Here is a 16,271-nt window from a genome sequence, read left to right on the forward strand (position 1 = left end):
TCCCAGTTAGCGGGTACGAAGCGCTGCAAGCAGGCCTTCGATCGGGTGAAAACGAACATCCAGTTCGGCGAGCAACACGCTCTGCATGTCTTTGCGAAATACATCCAGCCAGCCATCGGACACCGCGCGCGGCGCGATCTCCTGATCGGGTGGCGCGCTGTGCGCGTACGCGGCCTCGCGCAGGCGGTCGAAATGCGTGCCCAGCAGGCCCGGCACGGTGTTCAACAAGGTCTGCTCGCGCGGGCTCAAGGTCAGCTCCATCACCGCATCCACTTCGGCCAGCCGTGCCATGTCGCTGGACACCAGCGCCAGCAGGTCGCGCAGCCGCCCGCGCAGATCGCCGGTGGCGGTGCGCATGGCACGTTGCATCGCCAGGTAGTGCTGCCGGAACGGCGCGTAGTCGGGCACGGGCGGCGCTGCTTCCGTGTCCGTCGCAGCGCGCGCCTCGTTGCGCAACCGCGCGACCAGCGCATCCAGATCGGCCACGCTGCTGGTCGCAAGGCCGGCGCGCACGCGGGCGCAGGCGTCGGCATCGAGCGGACGCGGTTCTGGCAGGTCGTCGGTCTCGGGCAGCTTGCCATCCAGCGCCTTGGACACGGCCACTGCGCGTGTCCAGTCGATCCACTGGCTCAGCCGGTCGGCCAGCGCATGGTTGGACTGGGCGACGCGGACATCGCTGAGGCGTGCGAGCAGGCGAATGAACGCCGGGCCCGAGAGGGGCGCCCGTGGAGCAGCTTTCGCCATTGTTCCGGTCAAAGACCGCGCATTTTACACGGGAATGACAGCGGGTCGGCCGGCGACACCGGGCGTGCGCTGCGGTGGCTGGTGACGTTCATGGTTGGGCAGAACTGCGGTCAGGGTGGTATTCGGGAGTCGGGCTGTGGCGGCAGGTGACTGGCCGGAGCGTCGTCAGCGCAGATGCCCGCTGCAATCGGTCGAGCCGGCAGCATCAGGTGAGACGGTTGCGGCGCCTGCGCTTGCGCCGATTCATGAACGATGTTCATGACCGCATGCCGCCTACATGGCATCGCGCGGCGCGCGGGTTTGCTACAACCACAGCAGAGCAGCCGGCGCCCGCCATGCAGGGCTGTCGTCGCGCGTCAGGCACTTAGCCATCGCGTCCAGGCACTCGCCATCGCCGGATCTGGCGCCATCGCAGACCTGCCGCTGCGCGCGCAGGCCGCCCGCACCCCTCAGGAGCATCCGCATGAAGTTCGACACTCCCGCAGGACCCAACCCCAGCGACCAACTCAAGGTGCTGGGCCAGCCGGTCGACCGCGTGGACGGGCCGCTCAAGGTGACCGGGCAGGCCCGCTACGCCTATGAATGGCACGACCAGCCCGGGCAGATGGCTTACGGCTACATCGTCGGCGCGGCGATCGGCAAGGGCCGTATCACCGAGATGGACACCGCCACCGCACGGGCGGCGGCCGGGGTGATCGCTGTGCTCACCTACCAGAACGTGCCCACGTTGGGCACCGGCGAGTTCTACGTGCAGCGGTTTCTGGCAGCGCCACAGGTGGACCACTACCACCAGGCGGTGGCCGTGGTGGTGGCCGAGACCTTCGAGCAGGCCCGTGCGGGTGCGGCGCTGGTGCGGGTGCGTTACGCGCGCGAGCGCGGGCAGTACGACCTGGCCGCCCAGCAGGCTAGCGCCCCGGTGGCGCCGCAGGCTCCGTTCGGTGGGCCGCCACAGACCGCACAAGGCGATTTCGCCGCGGCCTATGCCGCCGCGCCGTTCACCGTGGATGCCACCTACCGCACCCCCGACCAGGCGCACGCGATGCTGGAACCGCACGCCACCATCGCGCGCTGGGAAGGCGAGCAGCTGATCTGCCACACCGCCATCCAGCAGATGAACTGGGGCACGCGCGATCTGGGCAAGGCACTGGGCGTGCCGAAGGAGCGCATCCGGCTGCTGTCGCCGTTCATTGGCGGTGGCTTCGGCGGCAAGGGCACCGCGCAGGCGGATCTGGTGCTGGCCGCGCTGGCCGCGCGTATCACTGCACGGCCGGTCAAGCTGGCCCTGCAGCGTCCACTGATGTTCAACAGCACCATCCACCGGCCCGCCACCATCCAACGCCTGCGCCTGGGCGCCACCGCCGACGGGCGGCTGACCGCGATCGGGCATGAGAGTTGGTCTGGCAATCTGCGCGGCGGTCGCAGCGAGCCGGCCACCTTGTCCACCCGTGCGCTGTATGCCGGCGCCAACCGGATGACTGCGGTACGGCTGGCGGTGCTGGATCTGGCCGAAGGCAACGCCATGCGCGCGCCCGGCGAGGCGCCGGGGATGATGGCGCTGGAAGTGGCGATGGATGAACTGGCCGAACGCGTGGGCATGGACCCGGTGCAGCTGCGCATCGTCAACGACACCCAGGTGGACCCGGAACAGCCGCAGCGCCCGTTCTCCACGCGGCCGTTCGTGGCCTGCCTGCGCAGCGGCGCGCAGCGCTTCGGCTGGTCGCAACGCAATCCCACCCCCGCCAGCGTGCGCGATGGCCGGTGGCTGATCGGCATGGGCATGGCCAGCGCCATTCGCGGCGCGCCGATCTCCAAGGCCGGCGCGCGTGCGCGACTGGACCGCAGTGGCACGCTGACCATCGAAACCGACATGACCGATATCGGCACCGGCAGTTACACCATCGTGGCGCAGATCGCGGCCGAACTGCTCGGCGTGCCGCTGCAGCAGGTGGTGGTGCGGCTGGGCGATTCCAGCTTTCCGGAAACGCCCGGTTCGGGCGGGCAGCAGGGCGCTGCCTCGGTCACTGCTGGCGTCTATGCCGCCTGCATGCAGCTACGCGAGACGGTAGCGCAGCGCCTGGACATTGCCGCAGACCAGGCCCGGTTTGCCGATGGCATGGTGCATGTGGGCGGCCGCGCCATCCCACTGGCGCGGGCGGCCGAGCATGGCGAGCTGGTCGCCGAGGACGCCATGGAATACGGCACGCTCAAGCAGCAGTACGCGCAGCAGACCTTCGGCGCGCACTTTGCGCAGGTGGCGGTGGATGCCGACACCGGCGAAATCCGCGTACGCCGGCTGCTGGCGGTCTGCGCCGCCGGACGCATCCTCAATCCCAAGACCGCGCGCAGCCAGGTGATTGGCGGCATGGTGATGGGCGTGGGCGCGGCGTTGATGGAAGAGATGGCGGTGGATACGCGGCTGGGCCTGTTCGTCAATCACGACCTGGCCGGCTACGAAGTGCCGGTGCATGCGGATATTCCGCATCTGGAGGCGCATTTCATCGACGAGGTGGACCCCACCATGTCGCCGTTGAAGGCCAAGGGTGTGGGCGAGTTGGGCTTGACCGGCGTGGCGCCGGCGCTGGCCAATGCGATCTACAACGCCACCGGTATCCGCGTGCGCGACTATCCGATCACGCTGGACAAGCTGCTGGCGCAGCTGCCGCGCAGAACGGGGTAAGTGCAGAAGGAAAAAAAGCGGTGTGGCGCCGGCCGGTGTATGCACCAGCGCCAGTGCCGTCAGCGAGCCATCGCGCGTTGGGTTGGCGATGGAGGCGATGCATCAAGCCGCGGACGATGCATCCATGTGCTAGCTGCTATGCGTGCGATTGAGCGCACCTGACACTGCGCGCTGCTAACAAAACTAAGGTGCTCATCGCCAGGTGTGCGCGGCCGGTGCTCGATGCGCATGTGCCCTTCGTACACTGCGGTTCTGAGCACGCCAGCCGCACCCACCTCACGACTGCTCGCGCCGTGGTGTAGTCGCTCTGATTGGAAGTTTTCCGCATCGATACCGATGCAAGTCGGGCAGCGCCAGATCACCTGTCATGTGCGTCTCTGGCGACCGCGTGCCAGTGACCGCACACTAACGAGCACGACCATGCAGTTGAGCTGCGCACTGCTCTACGCAGCATAAAAACCGTGTCGTTGGGCGAGCCTGGGCGCGATGGACACACCGTTCCAGCTGCCTCTGTACCCGTCTCTCTAACCAATTCAGGTTGTCGCACACCGTCGCCGAATTACTTCTGTTTTGTAAGGTGAACGGGTATAAGCTGCCGGCCGGGGAACACCCCAACGAGGAACGCAATGGACCACTCCGACATGCAAGTGTCCGATCTGCTGGTCTTGGAACTGCAAGGGTTCCACGACGCCTATGGCAGTGGACCGGACTTCTGGGACGCTTATCAACGCATCATGGGCGTGGCGGCGCAGGCCGGCGGCAACATGATCAATCTGGCCAACGAAATGGCCTCACTGGCACAAGGGCTCGGCGCCATCGATCGCGCGCAGCTGCTGTAACTTCCTCTCGCGGTCTGGTGCTGGCGTGCGGCTGCCGCCACGGCGCCGTGCACGTTGTGCCACCTTCGCATGCGTGACGATCCGCGCGCTCACCTCATCTTTCTGTCGTTTTCACGCACGCCTGCTGTGCGCATTTTTACGGTTGACGCATCGATGGCACGTTCGTGATCTTCGCCGATCACGCAGTGTCGGTCGGGGCGCTATCGCAATGCGCTGGGCAGTGGAGATGCGACGCGCCTGCGTTGCCCGCCAGTGCAGCGGCGCCCCCAACCCCGTGCCGGATGCAGTGATCCGGCACCTTGTTGAGGAGCCAAGGTGTGAGCGAAACAGTCGAAGGCGTGCGTGTGCATCTGATCGGTGGCCCGCACGATGGGCAGATGCTATGTGGCACATCATTGCCGGGCGTGATGCTGCCGGCGGGGTATCGCATGACGCCCTGGCCGGGCGGCCAATCCGGCATTCATTGGCACCGTGAGCTCAATCTGGCTTGCGTGCATGGGGCGCTGGCGGCAGATGAAGTGTGTGCAGCGCTGGGTGCGCAATGGCGTCGTTATCTGGCGACACGGCGGCAGCAAGCCGCCGCAGGCAAGGACGTAGACCTGCCCGACGGGTGTGCGAAGACGGCGTTGGCGTGATGACGCTAGCGCCGGCCGAGTGCGCCGCTTTCTGCGTAGGACACACATTGTTGGCGAGGCGGAGAACGCTCAGCGCGTTCGCTATGGTGCGGTCGCGTGCATACGGCAGCCGGGCGCTAGACAAGGCGCGGTCGATTCACTGACTCAAGGATTCGCGGGTGTGCATGTGGTGCGACATCCGCAGCGAATGCGCGGCGTTAAAGGCAAACGCAATACCGCGCGCTTGGCAGGTGAGGCTTACTCCGCGTCGGCGGGCGCCTTGGCCGGTGTGACCACGGCATTGTCAGGCGCGCCGCGCTTCTTCTCACGGCGCAGCGGCGTGTCGCCCAGGCGCTCAATTGCGCCACCGGATTGCTGAAACGCTTCCAGGTCGGCAGCCAGACGCTGTTCGGACAAACGCGGCTTGCCCGGTTGGTTGCTCACGGTCATCGACTGGCGGCGGGAGTTATTCATCGCGAATCCTCATGCGTTGTAGAGCGTCAAGGGGATGCCCCGCCGGCGCTGATCGTCGTAGGTGGCACGCACGTCGCGGCAGTACGGGCCGGACATGACAAAACGCCGACAAATCGCCGGGCGCGTTTCATAGATCGAGCAGCACATGCGCGCGGAATCGATCGCCACGCACCAACCTTCCTCATCGCGCGCCATCACGTGCCAGCCTTGCGGTGTCACGCTGGTCAGATGCTCGGGGATACGGTCGGTTGGATCGACCATGACGGTGAGCCGGCAACAGACGGCATCGCAGCGTTCGCAGAGATTCTTGATGGAAAAGGCCAGATTGAAGTGAAGGCGACACCGGGCTCCGGCCGCAAGTGCACCATACACCCTGCACGCGGCCGGATGTGAACCGGCGCCCGCAGGACCCGCTCTGACCGCGCACCAAGGGACGTGCGGGCTGAGCGGCGCGTCTCGGCGAGTTGCCCACCGGCAGCAACGCACGCCCGCGACGCAGCAAAGCGCGGATGCACCGAGATGACGTGCGGCATTGGCGTCTGGACGCGCCGCTTGATCGATGCAGATGACTCGTCGTGCTGACCTTGGTCGTCACGGTCGCTGAGCAACTGGCCTGAAGAACAGGCCCGCGCCGCGTTGCCTTTGTCACGCCGGTGCGAAGACGGGTTGCACCCCTGCCATCGATGGTGCGCCGTAGCGTGGTGGTGTCCGTAGCACGCATCAGGAGTACCGCCATGAACACATCCAGGCAGCCTCCATCCGCGCACGACCAGCCCGCAGGTCACGATCAGGACCACAGCGCCAAGCAGAAGCAGGACGCGCTGCAGGACGAGGCGGTGGAAGAAACCTTCCGGGCCGGCGGCCCGGTATCGCCGTTCGTGCCGGCCAAGCCGCTGGACTGAGCGCGGCGACTACGACATCTCGGCTGCCGAGAAGTGATGAACGCTGGTGGCGATCACAACCAAGCAGGCCCGGTCAGTGATCGGGCCTTCCTGGTTCATGTAGTTGGACGCGACGCTTACGGCGTCAGGACCACCTTGCGGCAGTCGTCCTGCTTCTTGTCGAACAACGCGTAACCCCGCGCTGCATCAGCCAGTGGCATGCGGTGCGAAATGATGGCATTGGGCTTGAGCTCACCGTTGCCGATACGCTCCAGCAGGTACGGCATGTGTTTTTGCACGTGCGTCTGGCCCATCTTGAAGCTCAGCCCCTTGTCAAAGGCATCGCCCAGCATAAAAGCGTGAATAAATCCGGCATACACGCCGGGCACGCTGACCACGCCGCAGCGCCGCGTAGCCGCGATGCATTGGCGGATCGCCACACCGCTGCTGCCTTCCAGCTTGAGGTTGGTGAGCGCGGTTTCGATTGCGCTGCCTTCCGCCTCAAAGCCCACCGCCTCGATGCTGGCATCCACGCCACGGCCGTCGGTCTGCGACACGATCACATCTGCCGGGTCGTCGATCTCGTCGAAGTTGATCGGGATCACGCCGTAGGCCTTGGATGCAAAGTCCAGACGGTACGCATGCCGGTCGACCATGAAGATGCGTTCTGCGCCCAGCATGCGGCAGCACGCCGTAGCCATCAGGCCCACCGGGCCGGCGCCGAAGATCGCCACCGTGGAGCCCTGCTTGACGCCCGCATCGACAACAGCCTGATACCCGGTCGGCAAGATGTCGGACAGGAACAACACTTGTTCGTCGTGCAGCGCATCCGGCACCACCAGCGGCCCGACGTTGGCCTTGGGCACACGCACAAATTCGGCCTGCCCGCCAGACAAGCCGCCGTAGAGGTGGCTGAAACCAAACAAGGCCGCAGGCGGGCGCATGTCTTTGTGATTCAGCGCGGCGCCCTTGCCGGTATTGGTAGTTTCGCACGCAGAAAATTCTTGCAGCATGCAGTGGAAGCAGCGCCCACACGCCACCACGAACGGAATCACTACGCGGTCGCCTGGCGTGACTGCGGTAACGTCCGGGCCGACCTCTTCAACGATGCCCATGAACTCGTGGCCAAGAATATCGCCATGGCGCAGGTCCGGAATCTTGCCGCGGTACAGATGCAGATCCGAGCCGCAAATCGCCGTGGCGGTGACGCGCAAGATCAAATCATCGCGTTCGACCAGAACCGGGTCCGGTACGGTTTCGACCCGCACATCGCGTGAGCCGTGGTAGTTGAGGGCAAGCATGTGGATCTCCTGAAGGCCGACGGGGCGCGGCAACGCAGAGCAGTGTTTGCATCCGGTCGTTAAGCCAGTCAGCACGGTGCGTGCGCACGGTGTGCACGTGCTTGCTCCACGACATCGCGTTGATGCGCATGTCACGTCTGGATAACCCGCGCGCTCGCAGTCTGACTTTACGCGCAGCACTGCGTTGTAACGTAAATGCGGTGACGCAATCCCGACAATTCATGATCGCCACGTGCGATCACTCAGGAGACAGGCATGGGACTTTTCAAGATGGTGACGGCCGGCGCAGTGGGTTATGTGGCATATAGGGCTTGGCAGCGTAGTCAGGGTCTGGCAGCGGACACGCAAGTCGAGCAGGGCGCACGGGAGGATCGCCAAACCGCGCAATCTGCCATCGGGACCACGCCGCCGCATGGCGACCCGCTGCACGCCAGTGTTGGTGATGCACGCGACCGCCAGCAGGCGCTGGGCGCGCTGGCCATCTTCAACGAGCAAGAGCGCACGCTAGCGCAGCTGGCGGTGGTCAAGGGCGTCGAAGGCGAGCTGCTGGATTTCGCACGCAAGATGGATGAAGCGCATAGCGCTGCACTGACCGACCTCAGCCGTTTCGCACCAGACCGCAGCGGTCCGCTGGGGCAGGCCGCATCTGCGCGTTCCAAGAGCGCACGCGACCAACTGCAAGCGTTGCACGGGCAGGCATTCGAAACGCAGTATCTGCAAACTGCCGTGCGCAGCCACGCGCAGGCACTGGAACTGCTGGATAAACAATTGAGCAGCGAGCCGGGCTCCAGCGATCTGGGCAAAGAGCTGCACCGCACGCGCGAAACCATCGCCGAGCATTTAGACCATGCGAAGGCACTCAGCGCGAAGCAGACCCAGCCGCATTGAGATCAGCTAGCAGTACTTCAGAGCAGCTAATAAACGGCTGCGTTGTGGCTAGGCAGACGTGATGGTCGCTCAATGAGGCATGTGCCACTCGTATATCGATTCTGAAAGCATCTTCTACGCCCATCTGGCAGAGGTCAGTAACACTCTGCTAGCCGCTCTAGAGCCAGCAACATCGTGATGTTTGACCAGGGTCATAGGCGGGTGGTTTGTGGGTCACGTGACCGTCGGGCGCGAGTATTGAACTCCAAGTTGATCATCGCGCAACGTAGATAAGACAGGCAGCCAAAGCTGCCTGTCTTTTTGACTGAAGTATGGTGCGTGACTGCGCACTGTAGTCACCTGGCGCAACTGACGCAGTGCAGTCTTGCGTTGGATTGAATCAGCAAGCCGAACAATGTGTTTTTCATGCTGTCGCGCAGGTGTCGGCTTAATTCCAAGCAAGCGGCAACCCTATCTCGGTCGAACAAACCCGCATCCCCTAAGGGTGACGCGGGCGCGATCACATCACGCGCGCGTTAAAGCGTGACAGCGCCGCCGGAGATCGTCAGGAGCGTGCCCGAGGTGTAGCTGGCCGTGTCGGCTGCGAGCATGACGTAGGCCGAGGCTAATTCCACCGGCTGCCCAGGACGTCCCATCGGTGTCTGCGCTCCGAAATTCTGCACAGATTCTTCGTCCATGCCGGAGGGAATGAATGGCGTCCAGATCGGGCCGGGCAGCACTGCGTTGACGCGGATCTTCTTTTCGGCAAGCACGCCGGCTAGGCCGATGGTGAGATTGGCCAAGGCACCCTTGGTGGCCGCGTAAGGCAGGATGTTGGGGGTCGGCTTCTTCGATTGCACCGATGCAGTGTTGATGATGGAACCACCATCTTTCATCAAGGGCACAGACAGCTGCACCAGATTGAAGACGGCGTGTACGTTGGTGTCGAAGGTCTTGCGCCACTCGTCCAACGTAATGTCTTCGAAGTTTTGGAAATATTTCTGATAGCCGGCATTGTTGACCAGGATATCCAGGCCGCCGAAGGTGCTGTTGACCTTGTCGATCAATGCGGCTGCCTGGCTAGGGTCGCTGATGTCGCACCCCACCAACAATGCCTTGACGCCGGCTTTCTCGATCAGTGCGCCGATCTTGTCTGCATCTTCCTGCTCGTCGGGCAGAAATGCGATGGCCACATCGGCGCCTTCACGAGCATACGCGATCGCAACGGCCGCACCGATGCCGCTGTCGCCACCGGTGATCAATGCACGCTTGCCCTTCAATTGCCCATGGCCGACGTAACTGTCTTCGCCGTGGTCCGGGCGCGGGTCCATCTTTTCGGTACGGCCCGGGAAGCCTTGCTGCTGGGGCTTGAATGGCGGGCGCGGATAATTGGGTACGGGCATGATCGTCTCCTGACATTGGGTTCGCTGACGTGCAGCACGCGAGTGCTGCGCTGAAAGCCAGTGTGAGCATGCAAACGTAAACATCAGGACTAGGCGATGTCGGCAGCGCGTATGCTGGCGACCCACGCGTGGGTGGCGCAGCTGTCTGTTCGGTTACGGAGTTGCATTGATTAGCGTGCGCGTCGTTGCGAGCTTCATGTGTTCTTGCTCACTGCATTCGATACTGAGCGCACTGTCAGGAGATCCACCATGTTTTTGCGCCGTAACGGGCTGTCGTTGTGTCTGCTTGCGCTGACCTTGTTTTTCATCGGCTGCCAGATCTATGCCGGGCTCCACGCCTACAACACGGAGCTACGCGAGCATGGATTGCCGACGCTGCAGCTGGCTGCCTATTTGCACAGCCCGCACTTCATGTCTGCGCTGTTCGAGAATTGGGAAAGCGAATTTTTGCAGATGGGCATGTACGTGTTGCTGACGGTCAAGTTGCGTCAGGTGGGATCTGCGGAATCGCGCCCGCTCGACCCCGGTCAAGAGCACACGTCGATCAAGCCAGGCCCTGCGCCGTGGCCGGTACGTGCCGGTGGGCTGTGGCTGCGCCTATACCAGCATTCGCTGGCGATCGCGTTTGGCATCCTGTTCCTGATGAGTTTTGTGTTGCATCTGATCGGCAGCTGGCGGCTGGAGCTGCTGGAACGTGCACAGAAGGGCTTGCCACCGATCAGCATGCTCGACCATTTCACCGATGCCGGGTTCTGGTTCGAATCGATGCAAAACTGGCAAAGCGAATTTCTGGCGGTGTTTTCACTGGTGGTCTTGACGATCTGGCTGCGCCAGAAGGACTCGCCACAATCCAAACCGGTCGAGGCGCCACATTCGCAAACCGGCGGATGATGGTGGTCGCAAGACCGCTGCGCAGACACTACTCGGACCCGCTAAAGAGCACTTCACGCCATCACACAACGTCGTTCACCGCACTGCAATGTGCCTTTGCCTAGCGTGACATCACACCGTGACGCAGGAGATGCAGATGGGGACCGAACCGAAAAAACCATGGGGCCCTGACGCCGATCAGAGCAAGCCATTTACGCCGCAGGAAAGGCGCAACGAAGATGCGGACTGGAAAGTGCACGACATGCCCGACGAGGACCGTGACGTGAACAAGGCCGACCCGGAGCACGATTACGAACGGCCGGACGGATCGGAAAAGCGCTGAGATCTCTCGCAATTGAATAGCACAGCGCCCGCAAGTGCTGACGTTGTGCTATCTGCCGCGTTGTGATGTCATGCCCGCACTCCACGCCGCGCAGCGTTGGAGCAGGCTCAATGGTGATAGCCCACATCCGCCGCGATCTTGCCGCGGAACACTCGATACGACCACACCGTATATCCCAACACCAGCGGCAACAGCACGATCAGGCCAACCATCGGAAAGATTTGCGACGACGGTGGTGCGGCCGCCTGCCAGATGGTGTAGCTCGGCGGTACCAGATACGGCCACATGCCCAGCACCAGCCCGATAAAGCCCAGCACGAAGATCGCCAGCGTCAGCAAGAACGGCGAGGCATCGCTGCGTGAGCTGTCGCTGCTGCGCCACAGCGCCAGTGCTACTGCCGCGGTCACCACCGGAATGGGCGACAACCACCAGAAGTTGCCATGCGCAAACCAGCGCGCCATCACGTGCGAGCTCAGGAACGGCAGCCACGCGCTGACCAGCACCAAAAAAGTCACCACCACACCGACCAACGGCTTGGTCAGCTGACGCGCCAGGGTGTGCGTGCGCCCCTCGGTCTTGAGGATCAGCCAGGTGCTGCCGAGCAGCGCATAGCCGAACACCAAGGCCGCACCGGTGAGCATGGTGAACGGGCTGAACCATCCGAAGACACCGCCGATATAGCGCCCATTCTCCAACGCCATGCCTTCCACCAGCGCACCCAGAATGATGCCTTGCGCGAATGCAGTGAGGATCGAGCCCGCGATGAACGACAGCGTCCACAGCCGCCGCGAGCGCTGCGCCTTGAAGCGGAACTCGAAGGCCACGCCGCGGAACACCAGCGCCATCACCATCAATAGCACCGGCAGATACAGCCCCGACAGGATCACCGCGTACGCCGCTGGAAATGCCGCGAACAAGCCTGCGCCACCGAGCACCAGCCAGGTCTCGTTGCCGTCCCAGATCGGCGCGGCAGTGTTCATCATCAGGTCTACTTCCTGCTCGTCGCGTGCGAACGGCGCCAGCATGCCCAACCCCAGCACAAAGCCATCGAGCACCACGTACATCAGCACGCCAAAGCCGATGACGCCGAACCACGCCACCGGCAACCAGTAACTCAGTTCCACGGTGCGTTCTCCTGCTCCAACGCGGTGTCTGCTGCCGACAACGGGCGTGCTGGGGTGTGTTCGCCGCCGGCCACGTCCGGGCCGTCGTGACTGGGGTGCGGGCCGGCGCGGACCAGCTTGGTCAGATAGAAGATGCCGAAACCGAACACGAACGCGTAGCCCAGCACATACACCAGCAGCGACACCGCCACGGTGGCTGTCGATTGCGGGCCCACCGCGTCGGCGGTGCGAAGCAGTCCATACACCACCCACGGCTGTCGCCCGATCTCGGTAACGAACCAGCCGGCGACCAGGGCGATAAAGCCGGCCGGCAGCATCACGTTCCAGGCCAGGATCAGCGCTTTTGCATGCAGCCGGCCGCGCCACCAGGCAATGGCGGAAATCCACGACAGCAACAGCATCGCCATGCCCAGGCCGACCATGATGCGGAACGCAAAGAACACCGGCGCCACCGGTGGCCGCTGATCGCGCGGCACCGAGGTCAGCGGGGTGATCTCGCCATCGGTGCTGTGGGTCAGGATCAGGCTGCCCAGACGCGGAATAGCGACTTCATAGTCGTTGCGCTCGGCCTCGGAATTAGGCAACGCAAACACCACCAGCGGCACACCGGCGCCGGCTTTTTCGTTATGCCAGTGCGCTTCCATCGCTGCCACCTTGAGCGGCTGATGTTCGAGCGTGTTGAGGCCGTGCTGGTCGCCGACCATGACCTGGATAGGCAGCACGATGGCCGCAAACGCCACCGACAGCCGCAACATGCGCGCCGCCTCGGTCAGATGCACGCCCTTGCGCAAGTAATATGCCGCCACACCGCCCACCACGAAGCAGGTGGTGATGAACGAGCCAAGCGCCATATGCGCAAGCCGATACGGAAACGATGGATTGAAGATGATCTGCATCCAGCTCACCGGATGCACGATGCCGTTGACCATCGCGTAGCCCTGCGGCGTATGCAGCCAGCTGTTGGACGACAGGATCCAGAAGGTGGACACCAGCGTACCGATCGCCACCATGCAGGTCGCAAAGAAGTGCAGCTTCTCCGACACGCGACCCCAGCCGAACAGCATCACGCCAAGAAAGCTCGCTTCCAGAAAAAACGCGGTGAGCACTTCATAGCTCAGCAGCGGCCCGATCACGCTGCCGGCAATGCGGCTGAGCTCCGGCCAGTTGGCGCCGAACTGGAACGCCATCACGATGCCGCTGACTACGCCCATGCCGAAGGAAACGGCGAAGATGCGCAACCAGAAAAAGTACAGCCGCTTCCACCCCTCGTCGTGCGTGCGTAGCCAACGCCATTCCAGAAAGCCCAGCAGATTCGCAAGGCCAATGGTGAAGGCGGGGAACAACACATGGAACGAAATGACGAAGGCGAACTGGATGCGGGACAACAACAGCGCTTCCACAGGGATCTCCCTAGTGCCGGACGAGCGTGGGTACGTTCACGGCGACACTGGCGTGGCAAAGATGATGGTCATTGGTGATCGTGATCGTGGGATCGGGGCTGACGTACAACGTCAGCATCTCGGGAAAGCGCTGCGCTATCGCGTTGCGCCTCGTCATGCTGCGGACCGCAGGCGTGTGCGCATGCGGCACTTAAGGGTGATCCGGCGTAGCGAGCGCAACTGCAAGGTGGCAATGCCGCGTTGCCGCGCCCGTTATCCGCGTGCCTGCCGTAGGCTTGCCTGCAACGGCGCGCCGACTACGCGCTGCGTAAATGCCGCAGGCAGCGTGGTGCTAGCCAGTCGGCAAGGGCCGCATTGGTCGAACCCGCGGTCAGACACAATGCATCGCGCACTGCCTTGATCGCCTGATGTTCGGTCAGATCCGGCTGCGCGTTGTAGGCATCGCAGACGGCGCGCACCGTGTTTTCGGGGATGCCATCGAAGGAGTGATAGCCCAACTGGCCACGCCGATGCTGGTCCCGCCAATACGTCAATTCGTTTTGCACATCGGCGTGGCGATGTACCGACACTGCATGCATGAGACACCTCGCTCGGCTAGGTCAGGGAGCAATGTTTGCGCGTTGAAAGTACGTTGCTGTGAGGATGGCCTGCATGCCGTCTCCACACGACACGCGCCGGCAGTGGATCACGTCTCAGGCCACTACGTTCACTGGCCGACTGGTCTAATACAAGGGCTCGGCATCAGCTCACGTCACTTCCGGCCAACCACCGGTTGCGATGCAACAGCACAAGCGAACTGATCTATTGAGTTCAGCCCGGCTGCGCACTCCAAGAATGCGCGGCAACCGTGCTGGCAAACCTTGCACTGTTTGGCGTTTCGGCATGCCCGGCGCGGCGACCGACCCCGACCATGACGCTTGGCACTGGCAAATTCAGGCCCAGCCGTGCGTACTTCGCGTATGAAGCGGCGAGCTCGACTTAGGGGGAAGGGCGCCGTTCGATCACGATGGTCGTGACTGCAGCGTGCAATCTCGTGGTGATACGCAGGCGCACTCTTCGCGCCGCCGTCACAATTCTCAACTGAACATGTACTAGTCATTGCGGACAGAAGCGCTCATGGACAGTCTTTCCTGCGCCATCATCGACGACGACGTGGAGTTCTGCGATCAGGTGGTGGAGTTAGCCACCGATAGCGGCTTCCGTGCCAAGGGCATTCACACTCTTGGCGAAGCCAGCCGTTGGTTGGACAGCAATTTCCCCGATCTACTGGTCGTGGACGTTGGCCTGCCCGACGGCAGCGGTTTCGATCTCATCGAACGGTTGGACCCGGACCACACACCGAAGATCGTGGTGGTGTCGGGCGATTACGCCTATGAAACCCAGGGCCGCGCGCAGCAGTTCGGCGTCAGCGAGTTCTTGACCAAGCCGTTCGCGCCGGAGCGCCTGGAGCGCGTGCTGGGCGGCCTGCGTGAGGCGCAGCAGGGCAATCTGGGCATCATTGGCAATAGCGACAGCATCGTGCTGTTGCGCAAGGACATCGTGCGCGTGGCGCCGACCGATTTGAATGTGCTGGTGACCGGCGAGACCGGCACCGGCAAGGATCTGGTCGCCCGTGCCATCCACCGGGTGTCCGGCCGTCGCGGTCGCTTCGTGCCGGTCAACTGCGGCGCGATTCCGGAAGAGTTGCTGGCCAGCCAGCTGTTCGGTCACGAGCGCGGCAGCTTCACCGGCGCCGACCGTCGTCACGCCGGATTCCTGGAACAGGCCGCCGATGGCACGCTGTTTCTGGATGAAATCGGCGAGATGCCCAAGCGGTTGCAGGTCTATCTGCTGCGGGCGATCGAGTCGCGCAGTTTCATGCGTATTGGCGGCAACGAAGAGATTGCGCTGGATGCCCGCGTGGTTGCGGCCACGCATCAGCATGTGCAGCGCGAGCACGCGGTGCTGCGCGAGGATTTGTTCTACCGTCTCAACGAGTATCCGATCCAGGTGCCGGCGCTGCGCGAACGCCGCGGCGATGCGCGCGTGCTAGGGCTGCGCGTGATCAACGAACTCAACGTCAAATACGGCAAGCGCAAGCTGCCGACCAAGTCGCTGCTGCGCTATCTGGCGTATCACACCTGGCCGGGCAACGTGCGCGAGCTGCGCTCGTTCATCCACTATCTGTATCTGCGCTCGGACGGCGATCTGCTGACTGCGCCGGATGTGGAGCAGACCGTGCCGCAGGCCGACGAAGACGGGTTGTTGATTCCGGCCGGCTGGACCATGCGTCAGGCCGAGGACGCCATGATCGAATCGGCCCTGGCGCGTACGCGCTTCAACAAGAAGGCGGCGGCACGCGAGTTGGGGATCAGCGTGCGGACGCTGCACAACCGGTTGAGCGACAAGGACGCGTAGTGACGGACGCTGCATTGCAGGGACGGCAGCGCGAGCTGCTGCATCAGTTGCGTAACCGTCTCAACGTGATGGGCTTTGCGTTGTACGCCTTGCGCAGCGACACCTCCAAGCCGATGGAGACGCTGCGTAACGCACATCAGTCCGCCACTGAACTGCTCAACCAGCTGGGCGAGCAAGAGCGTGCCCAGCAACTGGCCGACGACCCGCACCCCGAGGCATCGCCGGCAGCACTGCCGCCTGGCGACCACTGATCCGTCGTGCTCTTCTGACTGGGTGTGCTGGGTCTGGGATCTGGTAATGGCTAGAGCAGTCGTGCCGATGCGGAAGCGCGGCGCGT

Annotated in this window: 17 protein-coding genes and 1 other RNA gene; 10 read left to right on the forward strand and 8 right to left on the reverse strand. The window is 63.5% G+C overall.

Features of this window, described 5'->3' with window-relative positions; all coding sequences use genetic code 11:
• Positions 1–6 precede the first annotated feature (6 nt).
• Positions 7–744 carry a DUF3348 domain-containing protein gene (locus ABQU90_RS14925; protein WP_323522537.1) on the reverse strand — a complete coding sequence of 246 codons (738 nt, stop codon included), beginning with the start codon at positions 742–744 and terminating at the stop codon, positions 7–9.
• A 463-nt stretch (positions 745–1,207) separates the two neighbouring features.
• Between ABQU90_RS14925 and paoC the strand changes: the two genes are divergently transcribed.
• The 4 genes from paoC to ABQU90_RS14945 all read left to right on the forward strand — a co-directional run bounded on the left by paoC (position 1,208) and on the right by ABQU90_RS14945 (position 4,895).
• On the forward strand, positions 1,208–3,421 hold the full coding sequence (gene paoC / locus ABQU90_RS14930; protein WP_323522536.1) for an aldehyde oxidoreductase molybdenum-binding subunit PaoC: 2,214 nt from the start codon (positions 1,208–1,210) through the stop codon (positions 3,419–3,421).
• 228 nt (positions 3,422–3,649) lie between these two features.
• Positions 3,650–3,725, forward strand: a non-coding RNA gene (locus ABQU90_RS14935) — sX9 sRNA.
• Positions 3,726–4,047: 322 nt separating this feature from the next.
• Positions 4,048–4,260, forward strand: coding sequence for a hypothetical protein (locus ABQU90_RS14940; protein ID WP_055847794.1), 213 nt, complete (start codon positions 4,048–4,050; stop codon positions 4,258–4,260).
• Between the two features lie 317 nt (positions 4,261–4,577).
• Entirely contained in the window at positions 4,578–4,895 is a 318-nt protein-coding gene (locus ABQU90_RS14945; protein WP_323522535.1) for a hypothetical protein, read from the forward strand.
• Between the two features lie 237 nt (positions 4,896–5,132).
• Here ABQU90_RS14945 and ABQU90_RS14950 read toward each other — a convergent pair whose 3' ends face one another.
• Both ABQU90_RS14950 and ABQU90_RS14955 read right to left on the reverse strand, forming a co-directional pair.
• Positions 5,133–5,348 (reverse strand): hypothetical protein, encoded by a 216-nt coding sequence (locus tag ABQU90_RS14950; RefSeq protein ID WP_055847800.1) that lies wholly within the window; start codon positions 5,346–5,348, stop codon positions 5,133–5,135.
• 9 nt (positions 5,349–5,357) lie between these two features.
• Positions 5,358–5,609 carry a YkgJ family cysteine cluster protein gene (locus ABQU90_RS14955; RefSeq protein WP_055847802.1) on the reverse strand — a complete coding sequence of 84 codons (252 nt, stop codon included), beginning with the start codon at positions 5,607–5,609 and terminating at the stop codon, positions 5,358–5,360.
• A 473-nt stretch (positions 5,610–6,082) separates the two neighbouring features.
• On the opposite strand from ABQU90_RS14955, the gene ABQU90_RS14960 reads away from it, so the two are divergent.
• A complete protein-coding gene (locus ABQU90_RS14960; RefSeq protein ID WP_323522534.1) occupies positions 6,083–6,250 on the forward strand; it encodes a hypothetical protein in 168 nt (55 codons plus the stop codon).
• A 116-nt stretch (positions 6,251–6,366) separates the two neighbouring features.
• Here ABQU90_RS14960 and ABQU90_RS14965 read toward each other — a convergent pair whose 3' ends face one another.
• Positions 6,367–7,530, reverse strand: coding sequence for a zinc-dependent alcohol dehydrogenase (locus ABQU90_RS14965; protein ID WP_323522533.1), 1,164 nt, complete (start codon positions 7,528–7,530; stop codon positions 6,367–6,369).
• Positions 7,531–7,785: 255 nt separating this feature from the next.
• Here ABQU90_RS14965 and ABQU90_RS14970 point away from each other — a divergent pair, with 255 nt between their 5' ends.
• Positions 7,786–8,418, forward strand: coding sequence for a DUF4142 domain-containing protein (locus ABQU90_RS14970; protein WP_323522532.1), 633 nt, complete (start codon positions 7,786–7,788; stop codon positions 8,416–8,418).
• Positions 8,419–8,933: 515 nt separating this feature from the next.
• On the opposite strand, the gene ABQU90_RS14975 is transcribed toward ABQU90_RS14970, so the two are convergent.
• On the reverse strand, positions 8,934–9,800 hold the full coding sequence (locus tag ABQU90_RS14975; RefSeq protein WP_323522531.1) for a glucose 1-dehydrogenase: 867 nt from the start codon (positions 9,798–9,800) through the stop codon (positions 8,934–8,936).
• 249 nt (positions 9,801–10,049) lie between these two features.
• Here ABQU90_RS14975 and ABQU90_RS14980 point away from each other — a divergent pair, with 249 nt between their 5' ends.
• On the forward strand, positions 10,050–10,691 hold the full coding sequence (locus ABQU90_RS14980; RefSeq protein WP_323515026.1) for a DUF6766 family protein: 642 nt from the start codon (positions 10,050–10,052) through the stop codon (positions 10,689–10,691).
• Between the two features lie 136 nt (positions 10,692–10,827).
• Positions 10,828–11,013, forward strand: a complete 186-nt coding sequence (locus ABQU90_RS14985) for a hypothetical protein (protein ID WP_161961694.1) — start codon at positions 10,828–10,830, stop codon at positions 11,011–11,013.
• 107 nt (positions 11,014–11,120) lie between these two features.
• On the opposite strand, the gene cydB is transcribed toward ABQU90_RS14985, so the two are convergent.
• The 3 genes from cydB to ABQU90_RS15000 all read right to left on the reverse strand — a co-directional run bounded on the left by cydB (position 11,121) and on the right by ABQU90_RS15000 (position 14,115).
• Positions 11,121–12,137, reverse strand: coding sequence for a cytochrome d ubiquinol oxidase subunit II (gene cydB, locus ABQU90_RS14990; RefSeq protein ID WP_323522530.1), 1,017 nt, complete (start codon positions 12,135–12,137; stop codon positions 11,121–11,123).
• Positions 12,128–13,537 (reverse strand): cytochrome ubiquinol oxidase subunit I, encoded by a 1,410-nt coding sequence (locus tag ABQU90_RS14995; RefSeq protein ID WP_055847819.1) that lies wholly within the window; start codon positions 13,535–13,537, stop codon positions 12,128–12,130. Before ABQU90_RS14995 ends, cydB begins: the two co-directional genes overlap by 10 nt.
• A gap of 296 nt (positions 13,538–13,833) precedes the next feature.
• Complete coding sequence (locus ABQU90_RS15000; RefSeq protein ID WP_323522529.1) at positions 13,834–14,115, reverse strand: hypothetical protein; 282 nt, start codon at positions 14,113–14,115, stop codon at positions 13,834–13,836.
• A gap of 538 nt (positions 14,116–14,653) precedes the next feature.
• Between ABQU90_RS15000 and ABQU90_RS15005 the strand changes: the two genes are divergently transcribed.
• Positions 14,654–15,934, forward strand: coding sequence for a sigma-54-dependent transcriptional regulator (locus ABQU90_RS15005; protein WP_323522528.1), 1,281 nt, complete (start codon positions 14,654–14,656; stop codon positions 15,932–15,934).
• A complete protein-coding gene (locus tag ABQU90_RS15010) occupies positions 15,934–16,185 on the forward strand; it encodes a hypothetical protein (protein WP_407078631.1) in 252 nt (83 codons plus the stop codon). The genes ABQU90_RS15005 and ABQU90_RS15010 overlap by 1 nt, the downstream gene beginning before the upstream one ends.
• Positions 16,186–16,271 lie beyond the last annotated feature (86 nt).

Origin of the sequence: Xanthomonas sp. WHRI 10207 (assembly GCF_040202975.1) — a bacterium.
In the GTDB taxonomy this organism is placed as follows: Bacteria; Pseudomonadota; Gammaproteobacteria; order Xanthomonadales; family Xanthomonadaceae; genus Xanthomonas.